The 26,534-nt window shown below is 62.5% G+C and carries 24 protein-coding genes and 1 riboswitch; of the genes, 10 read left to right on the top strand and 14 right to left on the bottom strand.

What is annotated here, in order from left to right; translation table 11 throughout:
• Positions 1-209 precede the first annotated feature (209 nt).
• Positions 210-884, bottom strand: a complete 675-nt coding sequence (locus tag B9A97_RS19485) for an HAD family hydrolase (protein ID WP_348532410.1) — start codon at positions 882-884, stop codon at positions 210-212.
• Positions 885-1,222: 338 nt separating this feature from the next.
• Here B9A97_RS19485 and B9A97_RS19480 point away from each other — a divergent pair, with 338 nt between their 5' ends.
• The 4 genes from B9A97_RS19480 to thiD all read left to right on the top strand — a co-directional run bounded on the left by B9A97_RS19480 (position 1,223) and on the right by thiD (position 7,373).
• Entirely contained in the window at positions 1,223-4,924 is a 3,702-nt protein-coding gene (locus B9A97_RS19480) for an autotransporter domain-containing protein (protein WP_084367352.1), read from the top strand.
• Between the two features lie 62 nt (positions 4,925-4,986).
• Positions 4,987-5,083, top strand: a riboswitch (TPP riboswitch).
• Between the two features lie 54 nt (positions 5,084-5,137).
• Complete coding sequence (gene thiM / locus B9A97_RS19475) at positions 5,138-5,941, top strand: hydroxyethylthiazole kinase (protein WP_084367349.1); 804 nt, start codon at positions 5,138-5,140, stop codon at positions 5,939-5,941.
• A complete protein-coding gene (gene thiE, locus B9A97_RS19470; protein ID WP_084367346.1) occupies positions 5,938-6,573 on the top strand; it encodes a thiamine phosphate synthase in 636 nt (211 codons plus the stop codon). Before thiM ends, thiE begins: the two co-directional genes overlap by 4 nt.
• Complete coding sequence (thiD, locus tag B9A97_RS19465) at positions 6,570-7,373, top strand: bifunctional hydroxymethylpyrimidine kinase/phosphomethylpyrimidine kinase (RefSeq protein ID WP_084367343.1); 804 nt, start codon at positions 6,570-6,572, stop codon at positions 7,371-7,373. Before thiE ends, thiD begins: the two co-directional genes overlap by 4 nt.
• A gap of 58 nt (positions 7,374-7,431) precedes the next feature.
• Here the strand turns inward: thiD and B9A97_RS19460 are convergent, their stop codons facing one another.
• The gene (locus B9A97_RS19460; RefSeq protein WP_084367340.1) at positions 7,432-8,343 is read right to left on the bottom strand and encodes a pirin family protein; all 912 of its coding nucleotides are present in this window, start codon (positions 8,341-8,343) and stop codon (positions 7,432-7,434) included.
• 237 nt (positions 8,344-8,580) lie between these two features.
• Here B9A97_RS19460 and B9A97_RS19455 point away from each other — a divergent pair, with 237 nt between their 5' ends.
• Complete coding sequence (locus B9A97_RS19455; protein ID WP_084367337.1) at positions 8,581-9,405, top strand: class II glutamine amidotransferase; 825 nt, start codon at positions 8,581-8,583, stop codon at positions 9,403-9,405.
• A gap of 104 nt (positions 9,406-9,509) precedes the next feature.
• Here B9A97_RS19455 and B9A97_RS19450 read toward each other — a convergent pair whose 3' ends face one another.
• The 8 genes from B9A97_RS19450 to ubiE all read right to left on the bottom strand — a co-directional run bounded on the left by B9A97_RS19450 (position 9,510) and on the right by ubiE (position 18,321).
• Positions 9,510-9,872 carry an MmcQ/YjbR family DNA-binding protein gene (locus tag B9A97_RS19450; RefSeq protein WP_084367334.1) on the bottom strand — a complete coding sequence of 121 codons (363 nt, stop codon included), beginning with the start codon at positions 9,870-9,872 and terminating at the stop codon, positions 9,510-9,512.
• Positions 9,869-11,089, bottom strand: a complete 1,221-nt coding sequence (gene coaBC, locus B9A97_RS19445; RefSeq protein ID WP_084367331.1) for a bifunctional phosphopantothenoylcysteine decarboxylase/phosphopantothenate--cysteine ligase CoaBC — start codon at positions 11,087-11,089, stop codon at positions 9,869-9,871. Before coaBC ends, B9A97_RS19450 begins: the two co-directional genes overlap by 4 nt.
• An 82-nt stretch (positions 11,090-11,171) precedes the next feature.
• The gene (locus B9A97_RS19440; RefSeq protein ID WP_084367328.1) at positions 11,172-12,731 is read right to left on the bottom strand and encodes an aromatic amino acid lyase; all 1,560 of its coding nucleotides are present in this window, start codon (positions 12,729-12,731) and stop codon (positions 11,172-11,174) included.
• A gap of 124 nt (positions 12,732-12,855) precedes the next feature.
• The gene (locus B9A97_RS19435; RefSeq protein ID WP_084367325.1) at positions 12,856-13,890 is read right to left on the bottom strand and encodes a sensor histidine kinase; all 1,035 of its coding nucleotides are present in this window, start codon (positions 13,888-13,890) and stop codon (positions 12,856-12,858) included.
• Between the two features lie 15 nt (positions 13,891-13,905).
• Positions 13,906-14,343, bottom strand: coding sequence for a response regulator (locus tag B9A97_RS19430; RefSeq protein WP_084367322.1), 438 nt, complete (start codon positions 14,341-14,343; stop codon positions 13,906-13,908).
• Positions 14,344-14,346: 3 nt separating this feature from the next.
• A complete protein-coding gene (locus B9A97_RS19425) occupies positions 14,347-15,834 on the bottom strand; it encodes a sensor histidine kinase (protein ID WP_179145340.1) in 1,488 nt (495 codons plus the stop codon).
• A gap of 128 nt (positions 15,835-15,962) precedes the next feature.
• Complete coding sequence (gene ubiB / locus B9A97_RS19420; protein ID WP_084367319.1) at positions 15,963-17,540, bottom strand: 2-polyprenylphenol 6-hydroxylase; 1,578 nt, start codon at positions 17,538-17,540, stop codon at positions 15,963-15,965.
• A gap of 4 nt (positions 17,541-17,544) precedes the next feature.
• The gene (gene ubiE, locus B9A97_RS19415) at positions 17,545-18,321 is read right to left on the bottom strand and encodes a bifunctional demethylmenaquinone methyltransferase/2-methoxy-6-polyprenyl-1,4-benzoquinol methylase UbiE (RefSeq protein WP_084367316.1); all 777 of its coding nucleotides are present in this window, start codon (positions 18,319-18,321) and stop codon (positions 17,545-17,547) included.
• Positions 18,322-18,479: 158 nt separating this feature from the next.
• Between ubiE and mutM the strand changes: the two genes are divergently transcribed.
• The 5 genes from mutM to B9A97_RS19390 all read left to right on the top strand — a co-directional run bounded on the left by mutM (position 18,480) and on the right by B9A97_RS19390 (position 23,530).
• The gene (gene mutM / locus B9A97_RS19410; RefSeq protein WP_084367313.1) at positions 18,480-19,364 is read left to right on the top strand and encodes a bifunctional DNA-formamidopyrimidine glycosylase/DNA-(apurinic or apyrimidinic site) lyase; all 885 of its coding nucleotides are present in this window, start codon (positions 18,480-18,482) and stop codon (positions 19,362-19,364) included.
• A 28-nt stretch (positions 19,365-19,392) separates the two neighbouring features.
• Complete coding sequence (locus B9A97_RS19405; protein WP_084367310.1) at positions 19,393-20,166, top strand: enoyl-CoA hydratase; 774 nt, start codon at positions 19,393-19,395, stop codon at positions 20,164-20,166.
• 180 nt (positions 20,167-20,346) lie between these two features.
• Complete coding sequence (gene rpsT / locus B9A97_RS19400; protein WP_084367308.1) at positions 20,347-20,613, top strand: 30S ribosomal protein S20; 267 nt, start codon at positions 20,347-20,349, stop codon at positions 20,611-20,613.
• Between the two features lie 787 nt (positions 20,614-21,400).
• Positions 21,401-22,954 (top strand): chromosomal replication initiator protein DnaA, encoded by a 1,554-nt coding sequence (dnaA, locus tag B9A97_RS19395; RefSeq protein WP_084367305.1) that lies wholly within the window; start codon positions 21,401-21,403, stop codon positions 22,952-22,954.
• A gap of 93 nt (positions 22,955-23,047) precedes the next feature.
• Positions 23,048-23,530 carry a class I SAM-dependent methyltransferase gene (locus tag B9A97_RS19390; protein ID WP_084367302.1) on the top strand — a complete coding sequence of 161 codons (483 nt, stop codon included), beginning with the start codon at positions 23,048-23,050 and terminating at the stop codon, positions 23,528-23,530.
• A gap of 6 nt (positions 23,531-23,536) precedes the next feature.
• Here B9A97_RS19390 and hemW read toward each other — a convergent pair whose 3' ends face one another.
• The 4 genes from hemW to rph are packed head-to-tail and all read right to left on the bottom strand — an operon-like array spanning position 23,537 to position 26,525.
• Positions 23,537-24,718, bottom strand: coding sequence for a radical SAM family heme chaperone HemW (hemW, locus tag B9A97_RS19385; protein ID WP_084367299.1), 1,182 nt, complete (start codon positions 24,716-24,718; stop codon positions 23,537-23,539).
• Positions 24,719-24,724: 6 nt separating this feature from the next.
• Positions 24,725-25,369: an RdgB/HAM1 family non-canonical purine NTP pyrophosphatase gene (rdgB, locus tag B9A97_RS19380; RefSeq protein WP_084367296.1), complete on the bottom strand. Its 645-nt coding sequence runs from the start codon at positions 25,367-25,369 to the stop codon at positions 24,725-24,727.
• Between the two features lie 11 nt (positions 25,370-25,380).
• Complete coding sequence (locus tag B9A97_RS19375) at positions 25,381-25,794, bottom strand: VOC family protein (RefSeq protein ID WP_084367294.1); 414 nt, start codon at positions 25,792-25,794, stop codon at positions 25,381-25,383.
• Between the two features lie 14 nt (positions 25,795-25,808).
• The gene (gene rph / locus B9A97_RS19370) at positions 25,809-26,525 is read right to left on the bottom strand and encodes a ribonuclease PH (protein WP_084367291.1); all 717 of its coding nucleotides are present in this window, start codon (positions 26,523-26,525) and stop codon (positions 25,809-25,811) included.
• Positions 26,526-26,534 lie beyond the last annotated feature (9 nt).

Below are 26,534 nucleotides of genomic sequence, written 5' to 3'. Positions count from 1 at the left end.
CTCCTCAGACCCCCGCCAGACAAACCCAAAAACCACAACCAGTTGGTCTTCAAATGGACCGGAAATTAAACCGGACAGCAGTGGGCTTGACCCGACCATCCATAACCCTTTGAAAAAATGGATCCTCGGCTCAAGGCCGAGGATGACTCGGGAGAGTAGATGCCTTGTCAGCAAGCTGTATCATGTCGCGAAGCGGCGTGATTGTCGTCTTACGCGGCGCGGACGATCTGCATCGCGCCGGTCTGATCGAGCCTGATAGTCAGACCTTCATAACTCGCAATCGAGGGATGACGGGTGACAAGTTCGTGGGTGTGCGTTGCCGTGATGACCATGATGTCGGCGCCCGCTGCTTCTCCGGCCAGCACCCCGGCCATAACGTCTTCGAACACCAGGCAGCGGGCCGGATCGACGCCCAAGCGCTGTGCTCCGAGCCGGTAGCCGGCCGGATCGGGCTTGCCAATCAACACATCCTCGGCCGTGACGATGTGGGGCGGTTGCGGCAGGCCGGCGGCTTCGATGCGTGCCCGCGCCAGCCGGATGGGCGCTGAGGTCACAATCGTCCAACGCTTGCTCGGCAAGGCGTTCAGGAAATCTATCGCGCCGGGCAGGGGCACGACGCCCTCGACATCCTCGATCTCGCCGCGCTCGATCTCCTTGGCCTCGGCTTCCGCATCGACGCCCGGCAGCGCCAGCCCCCTGATGGTGTCGATGCCGCGCTTGCCATGCATGGTCGGCAGGAAGGCTTCGACGTCAAGCCCGTGGCGGGCGGCCCACCGTCCCCAGACCCGCTCTGCGGCGGCGATGGAGTTCAGCAATGTTCCGTCCATGTCGAACAGGAAGCCATCAAAATGCTTGTCTAGGACTGGGATGCTCGGGGCGGTCAATGCGGGGTTCCTTCACGACGATCTGCAAGGCGTGTCAGTGGATTAGCCGGTTTCGGCGATTGCCGCAAATGCCCCCGCCTCACACGTTCCGCAACATGGCTGACATGACGGATAGCAGTGGAAGGAAGCAAACCGGACCAAACTTGGCCGTGGAAACACGCATTCGATCTGCGGCCTTAGGTTGTCATATCAGGCTGGCTTGTTATGGTTTCTCGAATCGATTGCCTCTTAATAGTCGGTCGATGACAGCGCTAACCGGATATTCATAAAGTGTCTGGTACGGCAGTCTTGCGGGTAAACCGCGGGCGCCATGATGGCGGCTCTGGGGAGAGAATGTGATGTGTATCAACCGTCGTAGCGCGGGCTATGCCGCGTGTCTTGGTGTTTTGGCTCTCTCCTGCAGTCCCGCGACAGCCCTTGCCGACAGCGTTTACTGGAACGGCGGCATCAGCAATGACTGGTTCACCAACGGCAACTGGGTTTGGGACGGGCACACCCCGGCCGCCGGCGATCAGGCGCGGATCGATTCAACCGGCGTGGTGATCAACGGGTCTGCCGGTTCCGTGGGCAGCCTCTTCGTCGGCATCACCGGCACCGGATCTCTGTCCGTTCAAAATGCCCTCACCTCTGCGAATACCACACTGGGTTTCAACTCCGGGGCGCAGGGCACGATCACCGTATCAGGCTCATTGGGCAACTGGACAAATAGCGGAAGCAGCTACATCGGCAATAGCGGGGCCGGCATTGTCAACGTGACGACAGGCGCCACATATAGTGGCGGGACCGTCTATCTCGGTGCTGCAAGCGGCGGCTCGGGCGAGTTGAATGTCTCGGCCAGCACCTTCAACGCCGGCAGTGTGTTCATCGGCTATGGCGGCAGCGGAACTTTCACGCTGGAGCAATCGTCGACCGCCACCACGGGCGCTGTCGGTATCGCTGACGGCGTTGGCTCGTCAGGGCAGGCGGTTGTTGCCACGTCGTCAACCTGGAACCTTTCCGGCAATCTGGTGGTTGGCGGCGGCGGGACCGGAACGCTGGAAATCCGCGAAGCCTCCACCGTCAGCGGTACAACAGCCGCCGTGGGCAATGCCGCCACCGCAGCGGGCAGCGCCGTCACGGTCAGCGGTTCGGGATCGACCTGGACCAATACCGGCCAGGTGATCATCGGCTCCTTCGGCAATGCGACGATGACGGTCCAGACCGGGGCGGTCGTAACCAGCGACGGCGCGGTTGTCGGTCGGCACTCCACCAGCACCGTGTCCGTGTCCGGCTCCGGTTCGACCTGGAACACCGGCTATCTGCAGGTGGGCGGCGATCGCAGCGATACCAGCAGCGCTGTCATCGGCAACGGAACGCTGAACATTACCGCTGCCGGCAAGGTGACCAGCACCCGGGCCTTCCTGGGGGATTCGACCGGCTCCAGCGGCAGTGCCACGGTGGATGGCTCCGGCTCGCTCTGGCAATTGTCGGATCGTCTCAGCGTCGGCGGGCTGGGCTCCGGCACGCTTTCCATTACCAACGGCGGCGAGGTTCGCTCCACCGGCGGCCTTGTCGGACATGAGGCCGGCAGTTCCGGCACGGTCACCATCTCCGGAAGCGGCAGCGCCTGGAACAATACGGGCTTCGTCTATGTCGGCAATGTCGGCAACGGCACGCTCAACATCAGGGCGGGCGGCCTGCTGACCAGCACGGATGGCTATGTCGGCACGGAAAACGGCTCCGACAGCAGCGCCACGATCGACGGCGCTGGCTCCCAGTGGACCAACTCAGGTGATTTCCTGGTCGCCCACAACAATGGCGCGGTCGGTCGCGTCACGATTTCGAACGGCGGCAAGATCACCAACGTCCAGGGCATAATCGGCGATCTCGCCGGTTCGCAGGGTACGCTGACGGTCACCGGTTTCGGTTCGCTGTGGCAAACCGGAAGCGACCTGAATGTCGGTCGCCTCGGCAATGGCACGCTCAACATCGCGCTCGGCGGCGACGTGACATCGGCCCGCAGTCTGATCGGCAACAATACGGGTTCGGTGGGCGTGGCAACGGTCACCGGCGATGGCTCGACATGGGTGACGAGCGGAAGCCTCGATGCGGGCAATGAGGGCAACGGTACCCTGCGCATTGCCGATGGTGGTTCCGTGTCGGCCTCAAGCGTCATCATCGCCAATCGCGCGGGTTCCACCGGCAAGGTCATCATCGGCGCGGACCTGGGGCAGACTGCGGCCGGCCGCGCAACTCTCGACACCAGCTCCATCACCTTCGGCGCCGGCAACGGATCGCTGATCTTCAATTTCGGCGGGGACCCCTACAGTCTTGCCGCCTCTCTATCCGGCAACGGCTCTATAACCGTGGCCAATGGTGCCGTGGTCTATAGCGGGTCCGGTAGCGCTTTCACGGGCAGCACCGCGATCACAGGCGGCAGCCTGGAAGTGAACAGCACCTTGGGCGGTACCGTCAATGTCAGCGGCTTCGGTCAGTTAAGGGGTAGCGGCAGCGTCGGCACCACCACAATCGCCTCAGGCGGCACGATTTCGCCGGGCGGCAACGGCGTCGGCACGCTGACCGTCAACGGCAACATCACATTTCAGTCCGGCTCGAGCTATCGCGTCGATATCAACCCCGCCGCCGGCACCAGTGACCGGATCCGTGCCAGCGGCACGGCCACGCTCAATGGCGGTTCGGTCCTGCATGTCGGACAGGCGACAGGCTATGCGCTGAACCAGACCTACACGATCCTGACGGCGGACAGCGGCGTGAGCGGCAGGTTCTCGGGTGTCTCGTCCAATTTCGCTTTTCTGACGCCAACGCTTGGCTATGACAGCAACAATGTGACGCTGTCGCTGCAGCGCAATTCCACCAGCTTTTCTTCCGTTGCCTGGAATGGCAACCAGCGCGCGTCCGCCAGAGGTGTCGAGAGCCTTGGTCCGGGCAACAGTCTGTACAATGCTGTCCTCGGTTTGAGCAGCATCGATGCTCCCGGCGCGTTCCAGCGGCTTTCGGGCGAGATTTTCGGTACGTCCACGTCAGTCAATCTCGACAATAGCCGTTTTGTGCGAATGCTCGGCGTCGATCGCATTCGCTCCGCCTTTGGCAGCGTCGGCACCCGGAGCAACCGCGGCGGGGTCGTGAGTTCGGGCCTGACAGGCTATGCCGAGGAAAAGCGCAAGACCCCCGCCGAAATCGCGGCACAATCCATTCTGGTGGATCCGGAGGTCGCTCCGCCCGTCTTCTGGGCCCAGGCCTATGGCGGCTGGGGCCGCACATTCGCAACGGCCGAGACCTCGGCCCTGAGCAATGTCATTGGCGGAATGGCCATTGGCGCCGATACGGCCGTCGGCGACAGCAGTTGGCGGGTTGGCTTGATGGCCGGCTACAGCCGCAGCCATTTCGAGCAAGCGGACAGCCTGTCGAGTGGCGACGCTGATGATTACGACATCGGTATCTATGGCGGCAATCGCTGGGGTCCGGTCTCGGTGAGGCTCGGCGCCCTCTACAAGCGCCAGGCGGTATCCACGGCGCGTACGGTCAGTTTCACCGGTTTCCGCGACAACCTGACCGCCGACTATGCGACCGACACCGGCCAGGCTTTTGTTGAGCTGGGCTATGAGATCAAAGCCGGGGAGCTGCGAGTGGAGCCTTTCGGCAGTCTCGCCCATGTTCATCTCCACACCCACGGCTTCACGGAAAGCGGCGGTGCGGCGGCACTTTCCCGCGACGCTTCGGAGACAGCAGTCACACTTGCGACGCTTGGGCTTCGCAGTTCTACCGAGATGCGCCTGGGCGAAATCGACATGCTGCTTAGATCCTCCATCGGCTGGCAGCATGGCTTTGGCGACACCGGAACGTCTTCGACCGTGTCCTTCAATGGCGGCAGCGATTTCACCACATCCGGAAGCCCGCTTGTCAAGAATGCCTTCCTCTTCGAGGCGGGCATGGATTTCGAGATCACCCCGGTTTCGCAGATCGGCGTGACCTACAACGGGAACTATAGCTCGGGGACCATCAGCCAGACGGTGAAGCTGGATTACGCGACCAAGTTCTGACGCCGACGGAGCGGCAGAACTTTCCAGGTGACATCCGCGCCGTAGTCTGGCACAAAACAACCATTGAGAGACAGGGGCGTTCGTCGCGAGGCGGACTGAGAAGTACCCTTTGAACCTGAACCAGATAATGCTGGCGGAGGGAGTCGCTTGGGGTCTTCGGCAGCGTTTCCTAGCCTTCAGACTCCCTGCACTTGCCCCGTCGGAAAGGGGCAAATGACCAAGCTGACCACTCCCGGAACCTATCTCGCAAGCCTGCGCGAACACTCGCCACTTGTTCAATGCATCACCAACTACGTGGCCATGAACATCGCGGCCAATGTGCTTCTTGCGGCCGGAGCCTCGCCGGCCATGGTCCATGCCGAGGAGGAGGCAGGCGAGTTCGCCGGCTTCTCGGGCGCCGTGACCATCAACATGGGCACGATCTCGCCCGCCTGGGTCGACGGCATGAAGGTCGCCGCAGCCGGTACGACCGCGGCCGGGCGCCCCTGGGTGCTCGATCCCGTCGCGCATATGGCGACCGGCTATCGCCGCCGCATCGTCGGTGAACTCATGGCGCTCAACCCCACGATTATCAGGGGCAATGCGTCGGAGATCATTGCGCTCGCCGGCGGCACCAGTGCGGCCAAGGGCGTGGACGCCAAGGATCCGGTCGAGGCGGCGGAGGCGGCGGCACTGGAGCTTGCCGCAGAGCGACGCTGCGTCGTGGCGGTGACCGGCGTTACGGATTATGTCACCGATGGCGCAAGGTCCGCCCGCATATCAGGTGGCTCTTCGCTGATGCCCAGGGTTACGGCGCTTGGCTGCTCCCTGACGGCGCTGGTCGGCGCCTATGCCGCGCTCGATCCGTCGGATCGTTTCGCGACGACCATCGCGGCGCTCAGCCATTTTGCCGTGGCCGGCGAGGAGGCGGGGCGCTCGGCCGCCGGTCCGGGCAGCTTCTCCGTCGGCTTCCTGGATGCGCTCGCCCGCATCGATCCGGCCGGTCTCGACGCCAGGGCACGGGTGGTCGTGCTATGAGGCGCATCGATCTTTCCGTCTATCTCGTGCTCGACCCTGACCTTTGCGCGGAGCGGGGCATGGTGGAAACCGCACGACTGGCCGTTGAAGGCGGCGCCACCGTCGTGCAACTGCGTGACAAGCGAGCCGACACGGCAGCCATGATCGAGACGGGCGGGGCATTGAAACAGGTGCTTGCCGGAACAGGCGTGCCGCTGATCGTCAACGACGATGTCGAGGCAGCCATGGCCATCGGCGCGGATGGCGTGCATGTCGGCCAGTCCGACATGGCGGCTGAAGAGGTGCGCCGCCGCATCGGGCCGGACATGATCCTCGGCCTTTCCATCGGGACGGTCGAGCTTGCCCATGCCCTCGATAGCTCCGTGGTTGACTATGTTGGCGTCGGTCCGGTCTTTCCGACCTCCACGAAACCTGGCCATCCCCCGGCCATCGGCTACGAGGGGTTGGCGGCGATCACGGCAGCTTGCAGTGTGCCTGTCGTTGCGATCGGCGGGCTGAAGCGGCAGCATGTGGTCGATACGCTGAAGACCGGCGTCAATGGGTTGGCGGTGGTCTCGGCCATCTGCGGCACGCCGGACCCCAGGCAGGCGACCGCTGATCTGGTATCCGCCGTGCGGGAGGCGCGGACATGATCGCCAATGTCCTGTCGATCGCCGGCTCCGATCCCTCGGGCGGTGCAGGCATCCAGGCGGATCTGAAGGCCTTTTCCGCGCGCGGCGTCTATGGCATGGCCGTCATCACGGCGCTGACCGCCCAGAATACGCAAGGGGTTTCGGCCGTTCATCCCGTGCCCCCGGATTTCGTCGCTGAGCAGATTCGCATGGTCTTTGCCGATGTCAGGGTCGATGCGGTGAAGATCGGCATGATCGCCAATGCCGATATTGCCGAGGCGGTAGCCGCGGCGCTCTCCCCCCATCGCGGTATTCCCGTGGTGCTGGACCCGGTCATGATCGCAAAGGGCGGCGCTGCCTTGCTCGACCGCCACGCGGTGGCCGCCCTGAACGGCGCGCTGCTGCCGCTCGCGACGCTGCTGACGCCAAACCTGCCCGAGGCCGCAGCCTTGCTGGGGCGCGCGGAAGCCCAGAACAGGGCCGAGATGGAGGAGCAGGCGCGCGCCTTGCTGGCACTTGGGCCGGCCGCCGTGCTGGTCAAGGGCGGCCATCTGGCCGCACAAGACAGTCCCGACGTGCTGATCTCAGCGGAGGGGACGTCATGGCTTGAGGCGGCAAGGGTGGAGACGCGCAATACCCACGGCACGGGCTGCACGCTGTCCAGCGCTCTGGCTGCCGAGCTTGCCAAGGGGCGTTCGCCACTGGAGGCCGCCCAGGTGGCCAAAGCCTATCTGGCCGGTGCCATCGCGGCGTCAGGCCAAGTCTCGGTCGGGTCAGGCCATGGACCGGTGCACCATTTCCACGAGGTGTGGCAGGGCTAAGTTACGAGAACCGCCACGACGTTGCGTGTGTGGCGGCTCTGGCCGATGTCTCAAAGCGTCAGTGCGCGGCCTTGATGAAGGTGCCGTTCTGCAGTTCCTTCATCGCCTGCATCAGCTCCTCGCGCGTGTTCATGACGATGGGGCCATGCCATGCGACGGGCTCCTGGATCGGCTTGCCGGAGACCAGAAGGAAGCGGATACCCTTCTCACCGGCCTGAACCGTCACTTCGTCGCCGGTATCGAAAACGACAAGCGTGCGATTGCCGGAGAGGTCGCGGATGTTCAGTTCCTCGCCCTGAAACTCTTTCTCGATCCGCACGCCGAAGGGCTTTGAGGCATCCCGGAACGAGCCGGAGCCGGCGAAGATATAGGCGAAGGCGGAGCGATAGGTATCGACCGGGAAGGTCTTGCGCTTGCCCGGCGCCAAAGAGATGTCGAGATAGACAGGTTCGGCGGCTATGCCATCCACCGGGCCGGTCTTGCCCCAGAAATTGCCGGTGATGACGCGCACGACGGTGCCATCGTCATCGACGACGACAGGGATATCTGCGCCCTTGATGTCCTGATAGCGCGGCGCGGTCATTTTCAGCGACGAGGGCAGGTTGGCCCAGAGCTGGAAGCCATGCATCTTGCCGGCGAAATCGCCCTTGGGCATTTCCTGGTGCATGATGCCGCTGCCGGCCGTCATCCACTGCACGTCGCCGGCGCCCAGCATGCCGCGATTGCCCAGACTGTCCCCATGCTCCACCGTTCCCGCCAGAACATAGGTGATGGTTTCGATTCCGCGATGGGGATGCCAGGGAAAGCCGCGCACATAGTCCTGCGGATTGTCGTTGCGGAAGTCGTCCATCATCAGAAAGGGATCGGTCATGGAGGGATCACCGAAGCCGAAGACGCGGTTCAGTTTGACGCCGGCGCCTTCGACGGCGGGCGTGGCTCGGCTTTCATACTTGACGGGGCGTATGGACATGAGCGGGCTCCTTTCGAGCGATTTGTCTGTTGAAAGCAATATAATCCATTGCCCGCGGACACGAAGGGGTACCGATCGGAACGCAGTGTTCACAAAACATACGACCGCACTGCAAAAACAGATTGCCGTGTCAGTCAAATTTCTGTCATGAATATACCATCCGTTAACGCTTCGTTAGCCGAACAGGCGAAAGATGGATTGGCGTTGTTTCGCTTGAAAATGCGGAGTTGCTGTAGAATGTGTCGTTGGGCAGCCTATCGCGGCGAACCGCTCTATCTGGAAGAGCTCGTCACCTCGCCGGCCCATTCCCTGATCGAGCAGTCCCACTGCGCCACCCGCGCCAAGACGCCGACCAATGCCGATGGTTTCGGCATTGCCTGGTATGGCGACAGGCCGGAGCCGGGGCGCTTTCGCGATATACTGCCGGCCTGGTCGGACTGCAATCTGAAGAGCCTGGCGCGCCAGATCCGCTCGCCGCTGTTCCTCGCCCATGTGCGCGCCGCCACCCATGGCGCGACGCGGCGGGACAACTGCCACCCCTTCGTTCACGACAACTGGTCGTTCATGCACAATGGCCAGATCGATCATTTCGACCAGCTGCGCCGATCCATGGAAATCATGCTGGACGATACGCATTTTCATGCGCGCCACGGCACCACGGATTCCGAGCTGCTGTTTCTGCTGGCCATGCAGCTGGGCTTGCGAGAGCGTCCGCTGGATGCGATCAGCGAGGCGATCGGCTTTGTCGAACAGCTGAGCTACAAGCTGACAGGTGCTGCGCGCGTCCGCTTCACGGCCGCCTTTTCCGATGGTGCCACGCTCTATGCCGTGCGCTACGCGACCGATTCCCAGGCGCCGACGCTGTTTGCGGCGCCCATGGGTGGTGATGGCGGCTATTGCCTGGTCTCTGAGCCGCTGAACGATGAGACCGATACCTGGGTCGAAATCCCGGATGGCAGCGCTGTGATCCTGAGCGAAAAGGGTCTTGATGCCGTCGAGTTCCGCCCCGCACGCCTGCCGCCAAAACCCGTATTCGAGGTCATGGCGGGCGCTGCGCGCTAAAGCGCGTCGCGATCTTTCAGATTCGCTTTCCACGCTTTAGTCTTTGTTTTTTGAGCATGTCGTTATCGCAAAACCGCGGCACACTTTTGCGCGACATGCTCTAATCAATCCGTGACAATCCCAAGTTCCGCCCGCCGCTTCTTGGTGAGCCCTGCGGCGACCAAGGCATGCGAGCGCGTCAGGTAGTGCCGCATCTCGTCGTCGGTCAGCGGCGAATGGGATGAAATCATCACCCACTTGCGCTTGGCGAAATAGGGTGCCTGGCCGATGCCATCGAGCGCGGTCAGGATCTCGAAGCTTTCTTCGGGACATTTGACCACGATCCGCGCCCGGTCGGCTTCGACATTCCAGACCGAGAACACCTTGTCGCCCACCTTGGCAACTCGCGAATCCCACTGGTCGCCAAGGGTGACGCCGGCCAAGCCGGAAACGAAATCCTGAAAGTTTTTCTGCTCGAACAGGCTCACGGTGCTGTTTCCTCGGCAAGTTTGTCCGCAATTAGCAATGCCAGACGGGTCGCGACCTCGTCCTTGTCGAGGTCGGGCCAGGCTTCGACGCCTTGATGGGAAATGATCCTCACGCTGTTGCGCGTGCCGCCCATGATGCCGGTCTCAGGGGAGACGTCATTGGCAACGATCAGGTCGGCGCCCTTGCGTTCCAGCTTGGCCCGCCCATTGGCCTCGACATTCTGCGTCTCCGCCGCAAAGCCCACCACGATTTTTGGCCGCTGCTCATGGTGCCCGACGGTCTTGAGTATGTCAGGGTTTTCCGTGAGCTGCAGGGGAGGAGGCGCCTCGCCCGGCTGCTTCTTGATCTTCTGGTCTGCGGAACTTGCAACGCGCCAATCGGCAACGGCGGCCACCATGACGGCAATATCGGCGGGCAGCCGCGACACGACGGCATCACGCATCTCCTCGGCCCGTTCCACATGCACAGTGGTCACCCCCTGCGGGTCGGGTATCGTCACCGGACCGGAGACCAGGGTGACATCCGCTCCCAGCTTCGCCAGTGCCGCGGCAATGGCATGGCCCTGGCGGCCGGAAGACCGGTTAGCGATGTAGCGCACGGGATCGATCGGCTCATGGGTCGGTCCCGAGGTGACGATGGCGGTGCGGCCGGCCAGCGGCTTCGGCGCTGGATCAAGTATGGTGATGACGGCGGATACGATCTCAAGCGGTTCTGCCATACGGCCGATACCGGCCTCGCCGCTTTCGGCCATCTCGCCGGCCATCGGACCGATGAAGTGGCGGCCATCGGCCTCCAGTGTAGCCCGGTTGCGGCGCGTTGCCGGGTTTGCCCACATCTGCGGGTTCATCGCCGGCGCCAGCAGCACCGGGCGGTTGGTTGCCAACAACACGGCGGAGGCGAGATCGTCGGCCAGTCCGTGGGCCATCTTCGCCATCAGGTCGGCTGTGGCAGGGGCCACCAGGATCAGATCGCAATCGCGCGCCAGCCGGATATGGCCGACATCCTGCTCGTCTTCGCGCGAAAACAGATCGACATAGACATGGGATGCGGAAAGCGCGCCGACGGCGAGTGGCGTCACGAATTCCTGGGCCGCCCGCGTCATGACAGGGCGCACTTCAGCGCCGCGTTCCCGCAACCGACGGATCAGATCGAGGCTTTTATAGGCGGCGATACCGCCTGATATGATCAGCAGAATGCGCTTTCCCGAAAGCACCATAGTACAAAGGCTCCGTGGCGGTCAGTGGCCGCAACCTATCGGAAAATCGGAGCGGGTCAAATCCGCGCTCGGCCGCGCCGCATCACGCTGCCTTTGCGGCGGCAAGGCCATGAATTCCCAGCGCAAAAAAGCGATCAATCCCGGCCATCGGCAACAGGCTGACCAGTTCGGCATCAAAGGCCTCCGATGCCAGTTCCTCCTCGATCGCCTCGACCTCCGCAGACAAGGGGCGGTCCACATCGTAAAAGGCGGCATGGCGGCGCACGACGCCATAGATCAGCCCGGCAACGCCCTTGGGTTTATCGCCCATGATATCCATGGCCTGCGCCGAGAGCAGGGCTTCGAGTGCCGACATGCGCTTCAAGGCCCGCATCTGCCGGTCCAGGCGCTCGATGACGAGCGGCAGGAACGCGGCCTCGTCCTCCATGCCACCGGCGACCACCAGGGACTGGGCCGAAACCGGGTTTGACATCGACAGCACCCGTGAGAAGATTTCACCGGCCAGCTTGATGATCGGCCCGAAGCCCGTGGCGATCGCACCCTGCGGCACCAGGTTGACGGGCAGGTTGCGGCGCTGGCCGTTACCCAGGATCACGCAGCGGTTGAAGGCATTGCGCGCCGCATGGGCCATGCACAGGATGCTGGCTTCCAGAAGCACGGTGACGTCGAGCGGCAGCGACCCGCCTGATGTCAGAACACGATCGCCGGCGATAATCGGATTGTCGTCGCAGCGCGCGGTCGCCGCGATCAGCCGCTCGCCTGACGACAGCAGGCTCTCGAACACGGAGCCAAACACTTGCGGGATCATGCGCAGGCTGAGCGGATCCTGAACATGGGTGCCTTCCGGCCAGTCCCAGCCTTCCGATGCCTGGCAGAGCCATTCGCCGATCATGGCCTCGCGCGTCGTGCCCACATAGGTCACGGCAAGCCAGGGATCGCGCGAGGCGCCGAGCGCCGCGGCCGCCATCATGCCGGTGGCGAGCAAGGTGCGCACGGTGGAGGCTGCGGCGCGGGTGGCTTCGGCGGCAGCAGCAAAGCTGACCGCATTGACCCCAAGCGATGCCAGCCCGTCGCGCGGCGCCATGCGCACGGCGCTGAGACCGGCCGCGGCAAAGGCATCGGCCGCGGACATGCGCCGGCCCTTGTGAACGGCTTCGCCCACGCCGGTCAGCACGGCGCCGATCTGGCCCATGAGACCGATATCCGCGCAGCCGATCGAGCCGGTGCGGCGTACCACAGGAATGACATCGGCGCTGAGGAGCGCCAGAAAGGCCTCGACCAGTTCCGGGCTGCAGCCCACATGGCCGGTCAGCGTGGTGTTGATGCGGATCGCCAGTGCATTGCGCACCACGGAGCAGGGAAAGGCCTCGCCAGTGCCGAAGTGATGGGCGCGCACAAGGCCAAGATTGAAGCGGTCGAGTTCCGCCACCGACCATTCCACATCCTTCATCGCGCCGACGCCGGTCGTCGCACCATAGACCGGCACGCCCGCGGCAATGGCGCGCTCCAATACGGCGCGTGCCTGGCGGACCCGCTCCAGGCCGGCGGCCGAAGGCGTCGGGGTCACCGAGCCGTTGCCGATCCTGTGCAGATCGGCAAATGACAGTTCCTGGCCCGACAATTCAAGCACGGATCGCACCATGCGGCTGCCTGTCCCTCTGCTATGACGAATGGCGACCATCATAGGCCGCCTCTGGTTCGAGATTATGGTCCTTGCGCGTCATCTTCAGATGCATTCAGGCCAGGCCGACCAGCGATGGAATGTCTTACGCTTTCAGATGAATTGGCACCTCGGCACAGGTGCCGCGTTCGGTCGGACGATATTCCAGGCCCGGCCCGAGGCTGAGCGCCATGGCCTTGACGATCCGGCTGCCAAGCCCGGTGCCTTTCGGCGCGGCACCAGACGTCACGCCGACACCGTCGTCCTCGACGGACAGAAGCGCGCGCATCTCTTCTACCTGCCTCAGCCGCACGCGGATCTCGCCGCCCGCGCCCTCGGGATAGGCGTATTTGAAGGCATTGGTTACCAGTTCCGTGACAACCATGCCTACAGAAACCGCCTGGTCGGCCGAGAGGGATATGGGGTCTGACTCGAGCGTCAGATGAACCGCGCCGTCAGGGCCTGCAAGCGAGTTGCTGATCTCGCTGGTCAAACGACCGAGATAGCGATCCATCTCCACCCGGCTGACATCGTCTGATGTGTAGAGGCTGCGATGCATGCCGGCTATGGCATTGATACGCGCCTGTGTCTCCGCAAGCTCCATGCGCACGTCTTCGCTCTGCGAATTGGAAATCTGCAGGCGCAGCAGGCTCGCCACCAGCGCCAGCGAATTGGCGACCCGATGATTCACTTCGGCCAGCAGCGCTTCCGCACGCTCCTTGCCCAGGCGGATCTCCTCATCGGCCCTGGCCTTGGCCTCCCGCAATTGGGCTGTGGCTATAGATTGCTCGATGGCCGAGATCAACAGCGGCAGAAAGTCGTCGCTGACGGTCTTGATGACATAATCGGCAGCTCCGGCCTTCATCGCTTCGATGGCGATGCTCGCCTCGTTCGAGCCGGTTACGTAGACCACGGGAAGCGTGATGCCCTCGGCATGAAATCGATGCAGTACGTCATGCCCGGTCGTGCCGCGCAGGTAATGGTCGAGGACGACGGCATCAAAGCGCCGGTCAGACAAGTGCTGAAGCGCCGCATCAAGGTCCTCGGCATGCACGACCTCATGGCCAAGGCGACCCAGTGCCTTCTGGACGAGCCTCACGATCGCGACGTCATCGTCCAGATAAAGGATGCACATGCTCATCGGGCGGCGCCCGTTTCAGGGGATCTGCATGACCGAGAAGAACAGGCCCAACTGCCGGATGGCATTGGCGAAATTGTCGTAGTCCACTGGTTTCGTAATATAGACATTCGCCCCGAGGTCGTAACAGCGCTGGATTTCGCGTTCGTCATCGGTCGTCGTGAGAATGACGACTGGCAGGCGGCGCGTATGCGGGTTGGATTTGACTTTGTCGAGGATATCCGTCCCGGACATATCCGGCAAGTTGAGATCGAGCAGGATCAGCAGATATCGATCCCGCGAAACTTCGCCGCTGCGGTCCTTGCCCAGGATAAAGTCCAGCGCCTCCGTCCCGTTGGTGAACGGAATGATCTCGTTGTTGACGCCGGCGCGGCGCACATTCTTCTCGATCAGACGGGCGTGACCCTCGTCGTCCTCGATCATGATGATGGTGACTTCTTTTCCCACGGCCTTCATTCGTCAACTCCGTACAATTCGCGAAAGGTCTGATGGCAGGCGCAGTACGAAGGTCGATCCTTTTCCAAGTTCCGACTTAACGGTAATCTCACCGCCCAGGTTCCGTGCCAGCGACCGGACATGGGCCAAACCGATGCCCTCTCCGACCTTGTCCTGTTGCCCGGCCCGCCGAAACAGCTCGAAGATCCGTTCGTGGTCCTCTTGCGCAATGCCGCGCCCATTGTCTTCCACTTCGATGCGGACCATCTGCCGGCCTTCCGGTTCGACCCGCACCGCCATGATCAAGGGGCGCTCAGCATGCTTATATTTCACAGCATTGTCGAAAAGGTTACCAAGTATTTGCTCCAATGACAATTTATCCGAGATGATCGAGGGCTTCTTCACCTGGATATCGACGTGGCCGTCGGTTTCGGCAATCTGGTGATGAACGCTGGCGCTGGTCGCCTCCACCAATTCTTTCAGGTCAATCTTTTCAGGCTTCAGCTGCCTGCGACCATCGCGGGAGATCTTCAGGATGGCATTGATCAGGCCGTCCATCTTGCGCGTCGACGAGCGAATGAAGGAAATCGCCTCCGGAAGGTCTTCCGATGCCGCAAGGCGTGCATTCTGGATCTGCTCCGGGGTGAGACTGCCGCCATCGGCGAGTACATAGGTCTGAAGCGATTTCAACGCCGTGTCGAGTTCGGCCGTGAAGCCCATGACATTGACGAGCGGTGCGCGCAGGTCGTGGGTGACGATATAGGCAAAGCGCTGCACCTCCTGGTTGGCCCGTATCAGGTCTTCTGTGCGCTCCGCGACCCGGGCTTCAAGTCCCGCATTGAGCGTTTCGACTTCTTTCTGTGCCCGTGCCAGATCCCGCACGTGCTGCATGACGATGACGATGGAGCCGCCGACGACAAGGAAGATCGCGACGGCCCCTCCAATCGTGAACCACTGCAACTGATTGGAATATTCAAGCTGCCTGTTGACGCCGGCCTCGACATTGAGGTCGGACTGGCTGCGCACATATCCCAGTATTTCGCGAATGGTGGCCATCTGATCCCGGCCGATCCCGGTTCGCACGATCGCCACCGCATCGTCGCGCTGACCTGCCTTGACCAGGCTGATCGATCGGTCGAGTTCGGCGAGTTTCTGCCCGACCAGCCGGGTCAGATCGGGCATGCGCGCCTCTTTCGAAGGCCGGTTCTTTACCTCACTGACCAACCGTTCGAGGTTGCGATGTACGTCGTCGAGAGAGGCGCTATAGGGTTCCAGGAAGGTTGCATCGCCGGTCAGAACAAAGCCGCGCTGACCGGTTTCTGCGTCTACAAGGTTCTGGAGCAGGTCTGCGGCGGTGCGCCGGATCTGCCGCTCTTCCATGATGTAGCTGAAGGTTGATCGCGTCTGCTCCACCAGCCACAAAGACGATACGATAAGCCCAGCGAGGATGCTGGCACCGACGACCAGCATCAGTAAGGTCGTTCGGGCGAAGCTGATATTATCCTTGGCCATCGTGTTCCTGCCCTATCGTTGCGCCCGTGGTGTCGTTTTCGCGTCGGCGGCCAGCGGCCCGGATGGGCGCCAGATCGGCAAAGACTTGCCGATTGTCAAATTCGGGTTAAGCAGGTTTTGCCGGATGATCAACCGATTTTGACCGCGATCACCGCCAGCAGCACGACAATTGCCCAGAGGGCCAGGCGCGCATACCGGTTGTGATGGGCTTCCGATCGGCCGATGGCATCCGCCGTTTCCTTGTCGAAGCGCAGCCCGTGCTCGCTCATCTGCATCAGTTGTCCATGCAGCTTTTCCGTCTTGGCGGCGATCTCGGGAGCAGCCTCTGCAAGCCGCAGTGCCGCCTTCAAACCGTCCTTGAGGTCGACCGCAATGCGCTTCGGACCTAAGTTGTCGCGGATCCAGCTGGAGACCACGGGTTCGGACGCCTTCCACATGTTGAAGCGCGGATTGAGAATGCGGGCGACGCCCTCCACCACGACCATGGTCTTCTGCAGCATGACCAGTTCGGGCCGCGTTTCCATGTCGAACAGTTCAGTCACTTCGAACAGCAGCGTCAGCAGCTTGCCCATGGAGATGGTTTCGGCTGGCTGGCCGTGGATCGGCTCGCCGATCGCCCGGATCGCCTGGGCGAAACTTGCGACATTGTGATGGGACGGCACATAGCCCGCTTCGAAATGCACCTCCGCCACCCGCAGATAATCCCGCGTGATGAAACCGTAGAGGATCTCGGCGAGAAAGCGCCGTTCCTTTTTGCCAAGCCGCCCGGCGATACCCATGTCGACGGCAACGATCATGCCGGCGTCATCGACGAACAGGTTGCCAGGATGCATGTCGGCATGGAAGAAGCCGTCCCGCAACGTGTGACGCAGGAAGGACTGGATCAGAGTATCCGCCAGCCTGTCCAGGTCATGGCCCGCGGCCTTCAGCGCCGCGACATCCGACATCTTGATGCCGTCGATCCACTCCATGGTGATGACGTCTCGACCGGTGCGTTCCCAGTCGACGGCAGGAACCCTGAAGCCCGGATCATCGCGCGTGTTTTCCGCAATCTCCGACAGTGCCGCCGCTTCCAGGCGCAGGTCCATTTCCACCTTGGTGGTCTGTTCCAGGGTGCGCGTCACCTCGACGGGCCTCAGGCGGCGCGCATTGGGAACAAAGCGCTCCTGCAGATGGGCGACGAGATACATGGCTTCGAGATCGTCGGCGAAACGCTTGCGCACGCCGGGACGGATCACCTTGATCGCCACCTTGCGCCGTTCCCCGTCACGGGTCTCGACCTCGCCGGGATGCACCTGGGCAATGGAGGCTGCGGCGATGGGCGCGCCAAACTGGGTGAACAGCTCGCCTACGGGCCGGCCGAGCGATCCTTCGATGCACGCCTTTGCCGCCTCAGGCGGGAAGAAGGACATCCGGTCCTGCAGCGCGGAGAGGTCCAGCGCAAATTCGGTGCCGACGACGTCGGGTCGGGTGGCCAGGAACTGGCCGATCTTCACATAGGACGGTCCGAGCCGCGCCACGGCCTTGGCCAGCCGATCGGAGCGCTCGCGGTCGAGCGCCTTCTGGCGGGCGAACAGGCCGGCAAAGGACTTTGCCATGCGAATGGCGGGCGGCAGGTCGTCTGCCGGCAGGGCGGAGATGACGCCTTCGCGCACCAGAACCCAGCCCACCTGCGCCAGGCGGAAATATGCGCCGATCGTGCTCATGCGATCAGATTTTCCAACCGGAATGCAGCGCGGCGATCCCGCCGGTATAGTTGGTGAAGGTCACACGGGAGAAGCCGGCCTCTGAGATCATGGTGGCAAAATCGCGCTGGTTGGGGAACTTGCGGATCGATTCCACCAGATACTGATAGGGTTCGCTGTCGCCGGTGATCATCTTGCCGAAGCGAGGGATGGCGTTGAACGACCACTGGTCATAAAACCGGTCCAGCAACGGCATTTCCACTTCGGAAAACTCCAGAACCAGCAGCCGTCCGCCGCGCTTCAGCACCCGGTGGGCTTCCTTCAGCGCCACATCGATGCGCGGCACATTGCGGATGCCGAAGGCGATCGTATAGGCGTCGAAACTGTTTGCGTCGAAGGGCAGGTCTTCCGCATTGGCCTCCACGAAGGTCAGATTGGGCGACAGGCCCTTCTTCTCGGCCCGTTCAGCGCCAACGCCCAGCATCGAGCCGTTGATGTCGAGCACGGTCGCATGCGCCTGGCGACCCGAAGCCTCGACGATCCTGAAAGCGATATCGCCGGTGCCGCCAGCCACATCGAGAACGCGATAGGCCGGATCCTTGCGCGGGTTGAGCGCCGCGACCATCGCGTCCTTCCAGACCCGGTGCAGCCCCGCCGACATCACGTCGTTCATGATGTCGTAGCGTTTGGCGACCTTATGGAAAACCTCGTTGACGAGACCCTGCTTTTCCCCTTCCGGGACATCACGGAACCCGTAAGAGGTTTCCATGCCGCCTTGGGCTGACGTGCGGCTTTCGGCCATTGGGGTACTCCATTGTCTGGCTTGGTCGAATTGACCATAGCGAAATCGTTCGCGGCGCGCTATCTCTGCCGCCGGAATGCCGGCTGCGGCACCTTGGCGCTGCTCTATAGAACAGATCGGCCGGTGCATAGAAAGAAAGATAGGCACGGAAACGCCTGATGCCAGAGTTGCCCGAAGTAGAAACAGTCCGGCGAGGACTGACGCCCGCCATGGAAGGCGCCTTCGTGACGCGGCTGGAATTGCGACGGCCCGACCTGCGCTTTCCCTTGCCGCAAGATTTCGCCGAGAGCGTGCAGGGGCGCCGCATTCTCGGTCTGGGACGCCGTGCCAAATATCTGCTGATCGACCTGGACGATGGCGCCACCATCATAGCCCATCTCGGCATGTCCGGCTCGTTCCGCATCGAGGATGCGGATGCGGCTGAGACGCCCGGTGTCTTCCATATGGAACGCTCGAAGGACGGCAAGCACGATCACGTGGTCTTTCATTTGGAGGACGAACGTGGGCAGCGGCGGGTGGTCTATAATGATCCCCGTCGGTTCGGCTTCATGCTCTTGGCCGCGCGCCGGGACCTCGACTCTCATCCATCCCTGATGGGGCTTGGCCCGGAGCCGGTGGGCAACAGCCTGAGCGCCGATCTGTTGGCGGAACGCTTTGCCGGCAAGAGCCAGGGCCTGAAGCAGGCCCTGCTCGATCAGCGCAACATCGCGGGCCTCGGCAATATATATGTCTGCGAGGCCTTGTGGAGGGCGCGGCTCTCCCCGACGCGACCGGCTGCAACCGTCGTGACGCCGACGGGGCGCCCTAGGAAGGAACTGAGCCTGCTGACCTCAGCCATCCGCGAGGTGATCGCCGAGGCGATCGAGGCGGGCGGCTCCTCCCTGCGCGACCATATCCAGGCGGACGGCACGCTCGGCTATTTCCAGCATCGCTTCAGCGTCTATGACCGCGAGGGCGAACCCTGCCCGGCCTGCGGCACGCCAATCCTTCGGGCAGTCCACGGCGGGCGATCATCTTTTTACTGTGATATATGCCAGAGATAGAGCTGGTGAGTGAGCATGGGAGCGACACATGAGCTATGAAACCCTTCTCTTGGAAACCCGCGATGCCGTGGCGATCATCACCCTGAACCGGCCGCAGGCGTTGAATGCGCTGAATGCCAAGGTCCTGACGGAACTGCGCGCGGTGCTGTCGGCGCTTCAGGCGGATGCCGCCATCGGCGCCGTGGTTCTGACCGGCTCGGAAAAGGCCTTCGCCGCCGGTGCCGACATCAAGGAAATGCAAGAACTCGATTTCGTCGATATGTATATGGGCGACTTCATCGGCGGCTGGGACGAGGTCGCAGCCTTCCGCAAACCCATGATCGCGGCCGTTTCCGGCTTTGCGCTGGGCGGCGGCTGCGAGCTTGCCATGATGTGCGATTTCATCATCGCCTCGACGACCGCCAAGTTCGGCCAGCCGGAGATTACGCTCGGCGTCATTCCCGGCATGGGCGGCACCCAGCGGCTGACGCGCGCCGTCGGAAAGGCCAAGGCGATGGATCTCTGCATGACGGGCCGGATGATGTCTGCGGAAGAAGCGGAACGCTCGGGCCTCGTCGCGCGCGTGGTTGCGCCCGAGACGTTGATCGATGAGGCGGTGGGGGCCGCGGCCAAGATCGCCTCCTTCTCGCAGCCGGCCGTGCGCATGATCAAGGAAAGCGTGTCGCGATCCCACGAGCTGACGCTCGCGGAGGGCATGCGCTTCGAGCGGCGACTGTTTCACTCCCTCTTCGCCACTGAGGACCAGAAGGAGGGGATGGCGGCCTTTGTCGAGAAGCGCAAACCGGCCTTCAAGAACCGCTGAGACTGGCAAAGGGATTCCGCAGAATCTGCGTTGACGGCTCCGTCAATTCCCGCTATATGCCCGCCCACAGTCAGGGAAGCCGATGGCTTCTCGAAATTTGCTCCCGCATCGCTGGTGGAACAGGTCGCATGACTTGGCGCGGCAGGTGAGGGTTTTGGATCGAATTGAAGAGAGGCATAAATGGCCAATACATCCTCGGCTAAGAAGGCGACCCGCAAGATCGCTGGCCGGACTGCAGTCAACAAGATGCGCCGTTCGCGCGTGCGCGGCTTCATCCGCAAGGTTGAAGAAGCCATCGCATCGGGCGATGCTGCACTGGCAAAGGATGCCCTGACGGCGGCTCAGCCGGAACTGCATCGCGCAGCCACCAAGGGCGTGATGCACGCCAACACCGTATCGCGTAAGATCTCGCGTCTGGCGCATCGTGTGAAGGCTCTCTCGGCCTAATTTTTAACATATTTGTTAAGACTAATGAGCCTGGTCGCTTGACCGGGCTTTTTTGCGTTTTCATTCTATCCGCTGGACAAGCCGTTCTCGTTTGACATTTACGTGTCATTGCAATGACAGATTTTATCTTTTGATTTCAATGGGTTATTGGAGGACCCCGAGGGCGGGCAAGCTTCACTTAACGGCAGGTGGCGCTGGTTTTGAGTCAAGCGGATTTTTATTTTTTTTGTTCGCCTGGGAGTTCCATAGCCTGCTTTTTGCAAAACCCTTGATTCAAAACGGATTCTTTTTTCCATTTTTGTGACATGCAAAATGGGCCTCCGGAGTCAACGGGCATCCCTTAATTTTGCGTAAAATTCATTGTTGATCTTGGCTTTTGATCCTGCCTAAATGACCTCCAGCAAGGGGCGCGGGAACGGGACAACCGGAACCTAAGAACTCTTGGGAGAAGTCGGATCGCCACTCCGTTCAGGGGAGGTTTGGTTCGGTTTCGCTTTTTTCAGACAGCGTTTGAGGTTGAGCCGGAATCCATCAAGATTTCCGGGACGGTGACTTTTTGATGTTGGCGGCAACTTTCGGGTTCTGCGTCAGTTTGGAAGGAGAGGTAGGATCTGTCGTCATGACGAGGATGACGAGGGAGCCGAGCAGGGTGAGCAATGGAGTGATCCGGTGTTGAAGCCGGATATGGGAATTGCATCGTGATGCCACGTTACGAGGACGGGGCATCGGATGGGGCGGTCAGTGATCAGCTGGCGGCCGAAAGAATGAAATTTTGGAAGGCGGCAAAATGCAATTGAATGTCAAGAATACCGGTGCTGTGGCTGAGGGTCACGGGCATCAGGTGCTCAATGCCGTTTGTTCTGGAGCGGCAGGGGAAAAATCCGAAATGAACAGCGATGCTTTGTTTGAGCGTTTCAGCGCGCGGCTGAGGGCTCAGGTGGGCCCTGACGTTTTTTCCAGCTGGTTCGGGCGGCTGAAGCTGCATTCGGCCTCGAAGAGCGTGGTCCGCCTGACGGTTCCGACGACGTTCCTGAAATCGTGGATCAACAACCGTTATCTTGATCTGATCACCAGCATTTTCCAGGACGAGGATCCCTCGATCCTGAAGGTTGAGATCCTTGTCCGCAGCGCCAGCCGCGCGGGTCGGTCGACACCGGCTGACGATGCGCCACAGGTGGTCGAGCCGACATTGCCGGTTGCTCCCGCCCGCAAGACCGCACCCCAGTCCATTGGCCAGATGGTCCAGCCATCCGCGGCGCCGACCGGTCGTGCAGCGCCTGCAGGCCCCTTCTTCGGCTCGCCGCTCGATTCCCGCTACACCTTCGATGCGTTTGTCGAAGGCGCATCCAACCGGGTTGCCCTCGCTGCGGCCAAGACCATTGCCGAGGCCGGTGCCGGCGCGGTTCGCTTCAACCCGCTGTTCATCCATTCGTCCGTCGGCCAGGGCAAGACCCATCTGCTGCAGGCGATCGCCAATGCGGCTGTCGAAAGCCCGCGGGCACCGCGCGTGGTCTATCTCACCGCCGAATATTTCATGTGGCGCTTTGCCACCGCCATTCGCGACAACGACGCCCTGACGCTGAAGGACACGCTGCGCAACATCGATCTGCTGATCATCGACGACATGCAGTTCCTGCAGGGCAAGATGATCCAGCACGAGTTCTGCCATCTCCTCAACATGCTGCTCGACAGCGCCAAGCAGGTGGTCGTTGCTGCCGACCGCGCGCCGTGGGAGCTGGAATCGCTGGATCCGCGGGTGCGGTCGCGCCTCCAGGGCGGTGTTGCCATCGAGATGGAAGCCCCCGATTTCGACATGCGCCTTGATATGCTCAAGAGCCGCCTTGATGTCGCCCGCAAGGAAGATCCGAGCCTGGAGATCCCGGAAGAGATCCTGGCCCATGTGGCTCGCAACGTGACCAGCAGCGGCCGCGATCTGGAAGGTGCCTTCAACCAGCTGATCTTCCGTCGCTCGTTCGAGCCGTCGCTGTCCATCGAACGTGTCGATGAATTGCTGGCCCATCTGGTCGGCGCGTCCGAGCAGAAGCGCGTTCGCATTGAAGATATCCAGCGGGTCGTGGCACGCCACTACAATGTGTCGCGGCAGGAACTGGTCTCCAACCGCCGCACGCGCGTCATCGTCAAGCCGCGCCAGATTGCTATGTATCTGTCGAAGACCATGACGCCGCGCTCCTTCCCGGAAATCGGCCGCAGGTTCGGCGGACGCGATCACACCACGGTGCTGCATGCGGTCCGCAAGATCGAGGAACTGATCGGCGGCGACACCAAGCTCAGCCATGAGATCGAGTTGCTCAAGCGCTTGATCAACGAGAACAATGCCTGATTTGGCGCAGTCGATCTGCTGATGATGCCCTGAAAGCCCGTGCCCAGCGCGGGCTTTTGTCTGTTAAGCCCTCGGGGAGTGCAGGAGACACAGATGCCAGCAGGACCAGATGCGACTTTGCAATTCTACGCGGGAGAGGCGCAGACCTATGCCCGTCGCGGCCGCAAAGCCCAACTCAAGCGCCTCATGCCCTTCTGCGACCGGTTGCCGGCGGGAGGCCGCATCCTCGAACTCGGCTGTGGTGCCGGCGAGGATGGCGAGGCCATGCTGAAGCTCGGCTTCGATGTGTCGCCGACGGATGGCACGCCGGAATTGGCCGCACTGGCGCAGCAGCGCCTGGGTCGGCCTGTGCGGGTCCTGCGGTTCGAAGATATCAGCGAGATCGAGGCCTATGATGGCGTCTGGGCCTGTGCCTGCCTTCTCCACGTGCCCCGCGCCGACCTGTCTGGCGTTCTCGCGCTGGTCCGCCGGGCGCTGAGGCCGGCCGGCTGGGAGGATGTCGCAATCGATCGGGAGCAGGGCTCCGGCTATGACGGCGAACCCACGGATTGGCTGCATGTGACGGCGGTGAAGTAGCCCTGCTCAGCAGGCAAGATCCGCGACCACGGCGTCGAGGATCAGCATGCCCGCTGGCGTGCAGCGCAGACGGGAATTGCCGAGCCTTTCGATGAAGCCATGATCCAGCAGAACCTGCTCGCGCGCCGGATCCGGGTCCCGGCCCGACAGCTGCTGCCAGCGGGCGAGATCGACCCCCTCGCGCAGCCGAAGACCCATCAGCAACAATTCGTCGGCCTGTTCCTCGTAGCCGAGCAGGTCCTCGGTGACCATGCCATGGCCGTGGGTCTCGACCGCTTCCAGCCAGCGTTCCGGGTGGCGCTCGGTCGCCGTCGCCAGCTTGTCGCGTCCGCGTGTGAGCCGGCCATGGGCGCCCGGACCGATGCCGGCATAATCGCCATAGCGCCAATAGGTCAGATTGTGCCGACTTTCGGCACCGGGCCGGGCGTGGTTGGAAACCTCATAGGCCGGCAGCCCCTCGCTGGCGGTGATCGCCTGGGTGGCTTCGTATAGTTGCGCCGCCTGCTCCTCATCTAGCATCGGCAGCTTTCCAGCCTTGTGCAGGCCGTAGAAAGGCGTGCCTTCCTCGATCGTCAACTGATAGAGCGAGAGGTGATCGACCGCATAGGAGATCGCCTCGCGCAGTTCCCGGTCCCAGGCATCGATGGTCTGGCCGGGCCGCGCATAAATGAGGTCGAAGGACATGCGGGGAAAGATGTCACGGGCGAGCCGGATGGCCTTCAGCGCGTCCGCCACGTCATGCAGGCGGCCGAGGAATTTCAGATCCTTGTCGTTCAGGGCCTGCACCCCAAGGGAGACACGGTTGACGCCAGCGGCCCGGTAGCCATGAAAGCGCGTGGCTTCCACGCTGGAGGGATTGGCCTCCATGGTGATCTCGATCCCATCAGGCACATGCCAGCAGGCCGCGATGCCCTCCAGAATGGCGCCGATGGTTTCGGGCTGCATCAGGGATGGCGTGCCGCCACCGACGAACACACTGGTCACGGTCCGGGGGCCGCTCAACTGCCGCATGCGGCCCATTTCCCGGAGGAATGCCGTGGCAAAGCGCTCCTGGTCCACCTGATGGTGGCGCACATGGCTGTTGAAATCGCAATAGGGGCACTTGGCCGCGCAAAACGGCCAATGGATGTAAACGCCGAAACCCGGCTCCCCGGTATCCGGCAGAAGGAGCGGCGAGGCGTTGAGCATCGTGGTCTAGGCCTCCAGGCAGGTTTCGACGAACAGTTTGAAGGCGCGGGCGCGATGGGAGAGCGCTTGGCGGTCCCCCGGCTTCCATCCGTGCTTCTGTTGTGCCGTCATTTCCCCGAATGTGGTGTCGTGGCCCTCGGGTTTGAAGACCGGGTCATAGCCGAAGCCGCTGGTGCCGCGCGGCGGCCAGACGATATGGCCTTCGACCTCGCCGCGGAACAGCTCGGTATGGCCATCCGGCCAGGCCAGGCAGAGCACGCTGACGAAACGGGCTGTCCGCTGCTCCGTCGTTGTCGCGCCCTTTTCGGCGAGCGCCTTCTCGACCTTTTCCATGGCCATGGGGAAATCGCGGCTGCCATCCGCGCGCTCCGCCCAGTTTGCCGTATAGACGCCGGGCGCGCCATCAAGCGCATCGATGACCAGCCCGGAATCGTCGGACAGGGATGGCAGGCCGGAGGCTCGCGCCGAGGCCAGCGCCTTGATTGCAGCGTTTTCCTCAAAGGTCGTGCCGGTTTCGTCAGGCTCGGCAAAATTCAGTTCGGCGGCCGATTTCGCCGAAAAACCCAGCGGTCCGATCAGATCCGCGATCTCGGCAATCTTGCCGGCATTGTGGCTGGCGACGACAATCGTCTTGGTATCGAGCTTGCGCATGGCAGTTCCTGTCAAAGGTCCCAAAGGGCCGGTTCGGCGCATTCAAGGCTATTGCCGGCTGGGTCGCGAAAATAAATGGAGCGGGCGCCGTTCGGCCAGCGAAAATCCGACTCGATAGCGATGGCATGCTCGCCAAGGCGGCGCACGATATCGTCGAGCTGGGCGGGTTCGACACGAAAACAGGCATGCCCCGCGCCGGAGGTGCCATGGGTCGGAACCGGAAGGCTCCCCTGATGCGGCGGCTCCGAGGTCGCGGCCGGATTGAAGATCAGCAGCACGCCGGCCCCGCAGCGGAAGAAGACATGGCGACCGGGCACCGCAGTGATCTTGGATAGACCAAGCACGCCGTCATAGAAGGCCTCTGCCGCCTCGAGATCGGCCGCATAGAGGGCGGTTTCCATGATGCCGCGGATCGGGGTCTCCATGTCTGATGCCTCCGTCAGGCGATCGCCTGCTTCTGCAGGGCCACCAGGTCGGCAATGCCGGATTTTGCCAGCCGCAGCAGCGTCAGGAATTCTTCTTCACTGAAAGGCGCGCCTTCGGCCGTGCCCTGCACTTCGACGATCGCCCCGGAGCCGGTCATGACGAAATTGGCGTCTGTCTCGGCCGCCGAGTCCTCCAGGTAATCGAGGTCGATGACCGACTGCTTGGCAAAGACGCCGCAGGAAATGGCGGCCACATGATCCTTGAGAACCTTCTCGACCTTGATCATGTTGCGCGTTTCCATCCATTTCAGGCAGTCGTGCAGCGCAATCCAGGCGCCTGTTATCGACGCCGTGCGGGTGCCGCCATCGGCCTGGATCACATCGCAGTCGATCGTGATCTGTCGCTCGCCGAGCGCCTCCAGGTCCACGACGGCGCGCAGCGAGCGGCCGATCAGGCGCTGGATTTCCTGCGTGCGTCCGCCCTGCTTGCCGGCTGCGGCCTCACGCTTCATGCGCTCGCCCGTGGCCCGCGGCAGCATGCCATATTCGGCCGTGACCCAGCCCTTGCCGGTATTGCGCAGCCATGGCGGCGTCTTTTCTTCCAGGCTCGCCGTGCACAGCACATGGGTGTCACCGAACTTGACGAGGCATGAGCCCTCGGCGTGCTTGGAAAAGTTACGCTCGAACGAGACCTTCCGCATCTGCTCGGTTTTTCTGCCTGATGGTCGCATGGTGCTCTC

The sequence above is a fragment of the Rhizobium sp. RU36D genome, from assembly GCF_900176345.1.
GTDB lineage: Bacteria > Pseudomonadota > Alphaproteobacteria > Rhizobiales > Rhizobiaceae > Allorhizobium.
The sequence above is the reverse complement of the archived record's forward strand: the minus strand, read 5'-3'. Positions and strand labels throughout refer to the sequence as shown.

Excerpts from the sequence above, each read along its gene's own strand:
- B9A97_RS19480 (WP_084367352.1), top strand. The coding sequence starts at position 1,223 with ATGTGTATCAACCGTCGTAGCGCGGGCTATGCCGCGTGTCTTGGTGTT.
- thiM (WP_084367349.1), top strand. The coding sequence starts at position 5,138 with ATGACCAAGCTGACCACTCCCGGAACCTATCTCGCAAGCCTGCGCGAA.
- thiE (WP_084367346.1), top strand. The coding sequence starts at position 5,938 with ATGAGGCGCATCGATCTTTCCGTCTATCTCGTGCTCGACCCTGACCTT.
- thiD (WP_084367343.1), top strand. The coding sequence starts at position 6,570 with ATGATCGCCAATGTCCTGTCGATCGCCGGCTCCGATCCCTCGGGCGGT.
- B9A97_RS19460 (WP_084367340.1), bottom strand. The coding sequence starts at position 8,343 with ATGTCCATACGCCCCGTCAAGTATGAAAGCCGAGCCACGCCCGCCGTC.
- B9A97_RS19455 (WP_084367337.1), top strand. The coding sequence starts at position 8,581 with ATGTGTCGTTGGGCAGCCTATCGCGGCGAACCGCTCTATCTGGAAGAG.
- coaBC (WP_084367331.1), bottom strand. The coding sequence starts at position 11,089 with ATGGTGCTTTCGGGAAAGCGCATTCTGCTGATCATATCAGGCGGTATC.
- B9A97_RS19440 (WP_084367328.1), bottom strand. The coding sequence starts at position 12,731 with ATGGTGCGATCCGTGCTTGAATTGTCGGGCCAGGAACTGTCATTTGCC.
- B9A97_RS19435 (WP_084367325.1), bottom strand. The coding sequence starts at position 13,890 with ATGAGCATGTGCATCCTTTATCTGGACGATGACGTCGCGATCGTGAGG.
- B9A97_RS19430 (WP_084367322.1), bottom strand. The coding sequence starts at position 14,343 with ATGAAGGCCGTGGGAAAAGAAGTCACCATCATCATGATCGAGGACGAC.
- B9A97_RS19425 (WP_179145340.1), bottom strand. The coding sequence starts at position 15,834 with ATGGCCAAGGATAATATCAGCTTCGCCCGAACGACCTTACTGATGCTG.
- ubiB (WP_084367319.1), bottom strand. The coding sequence starts at position 17,540 with ATGAGCACGATCGGCGCATATTTCCGCCTGGCGCAGGTGGGCTGGGTT.
- ubiE (WP_084367316.1), bottom strand. The coding sequence starts at position 18,321 with ATGGCCGAAAGCCGCACGTCAGCCCAAGGCGGCATGGAAACCTCTTAC.
- mutM (WP_084367313.1), top strand. The coding sequence starts at position 18,480 with ATGCCAGAGTTGCCCGAAGTAGAAACAGTCCGGCGAGGACTGACGCCC.
- B9A97_RS19405 (WP_084367310.1), top strand. The coding sequence starts at position 19,393 with ATGAGCTATGAAACCCTTCTCTTGGAAACCCGCGATGCCGTGGCGATC.
- rpsT (WP_084367308.1), top strand. The coding sequence starts at position 20,347 with ATGGCCAATACATCCTCGGCTAAGAAGGCGACCCGCAAGATCGCTGGC.
- dnaA (WP_084367305.1), top strand. The coding sequence starts at position 21,401 with ATGCAATTGAATGTCAAGAATACCGGTGCTGTGGCTGAGGGTCACGGG.
- B9A97_RS19390 (WP_084367302.1), top strand. The coding sequence starts at position 23,048 with ATGCCAGCAGGACCAGATGCGACTTTGCAATTCTACGCGGGAGAGGCG.
- hemW (WP_084367299.1), bottom strand. The coding sequence starts at position 24,718 with ATGCTCAACGCCTCGCCGCTCCTTCTGCCGGATACCGGGGAGCCGGGT.
- rdgB (WP_084367296.1), bottom strand. The coding sequence starts at position 25,369 with ATGCGCAAGCTCGATACCAAGACGATTGTCGTCGCCAGCCACAATGCC.
- B9A97_RS19375 (WP_084367294.1), bottom strand. The coding sequence starts at position 25,794 with ATGGAGACCCCGATCCGCGGCATCATGGAAACCGCCCTCTATGCGGCC.
- rph (WP_084367291.1), bottom strand. The coding sequence starts at position 26,525 with ATGCGACCATCAGGCAGAAAAACCGAGCAGATGCGGAAGGTCTCGTTC.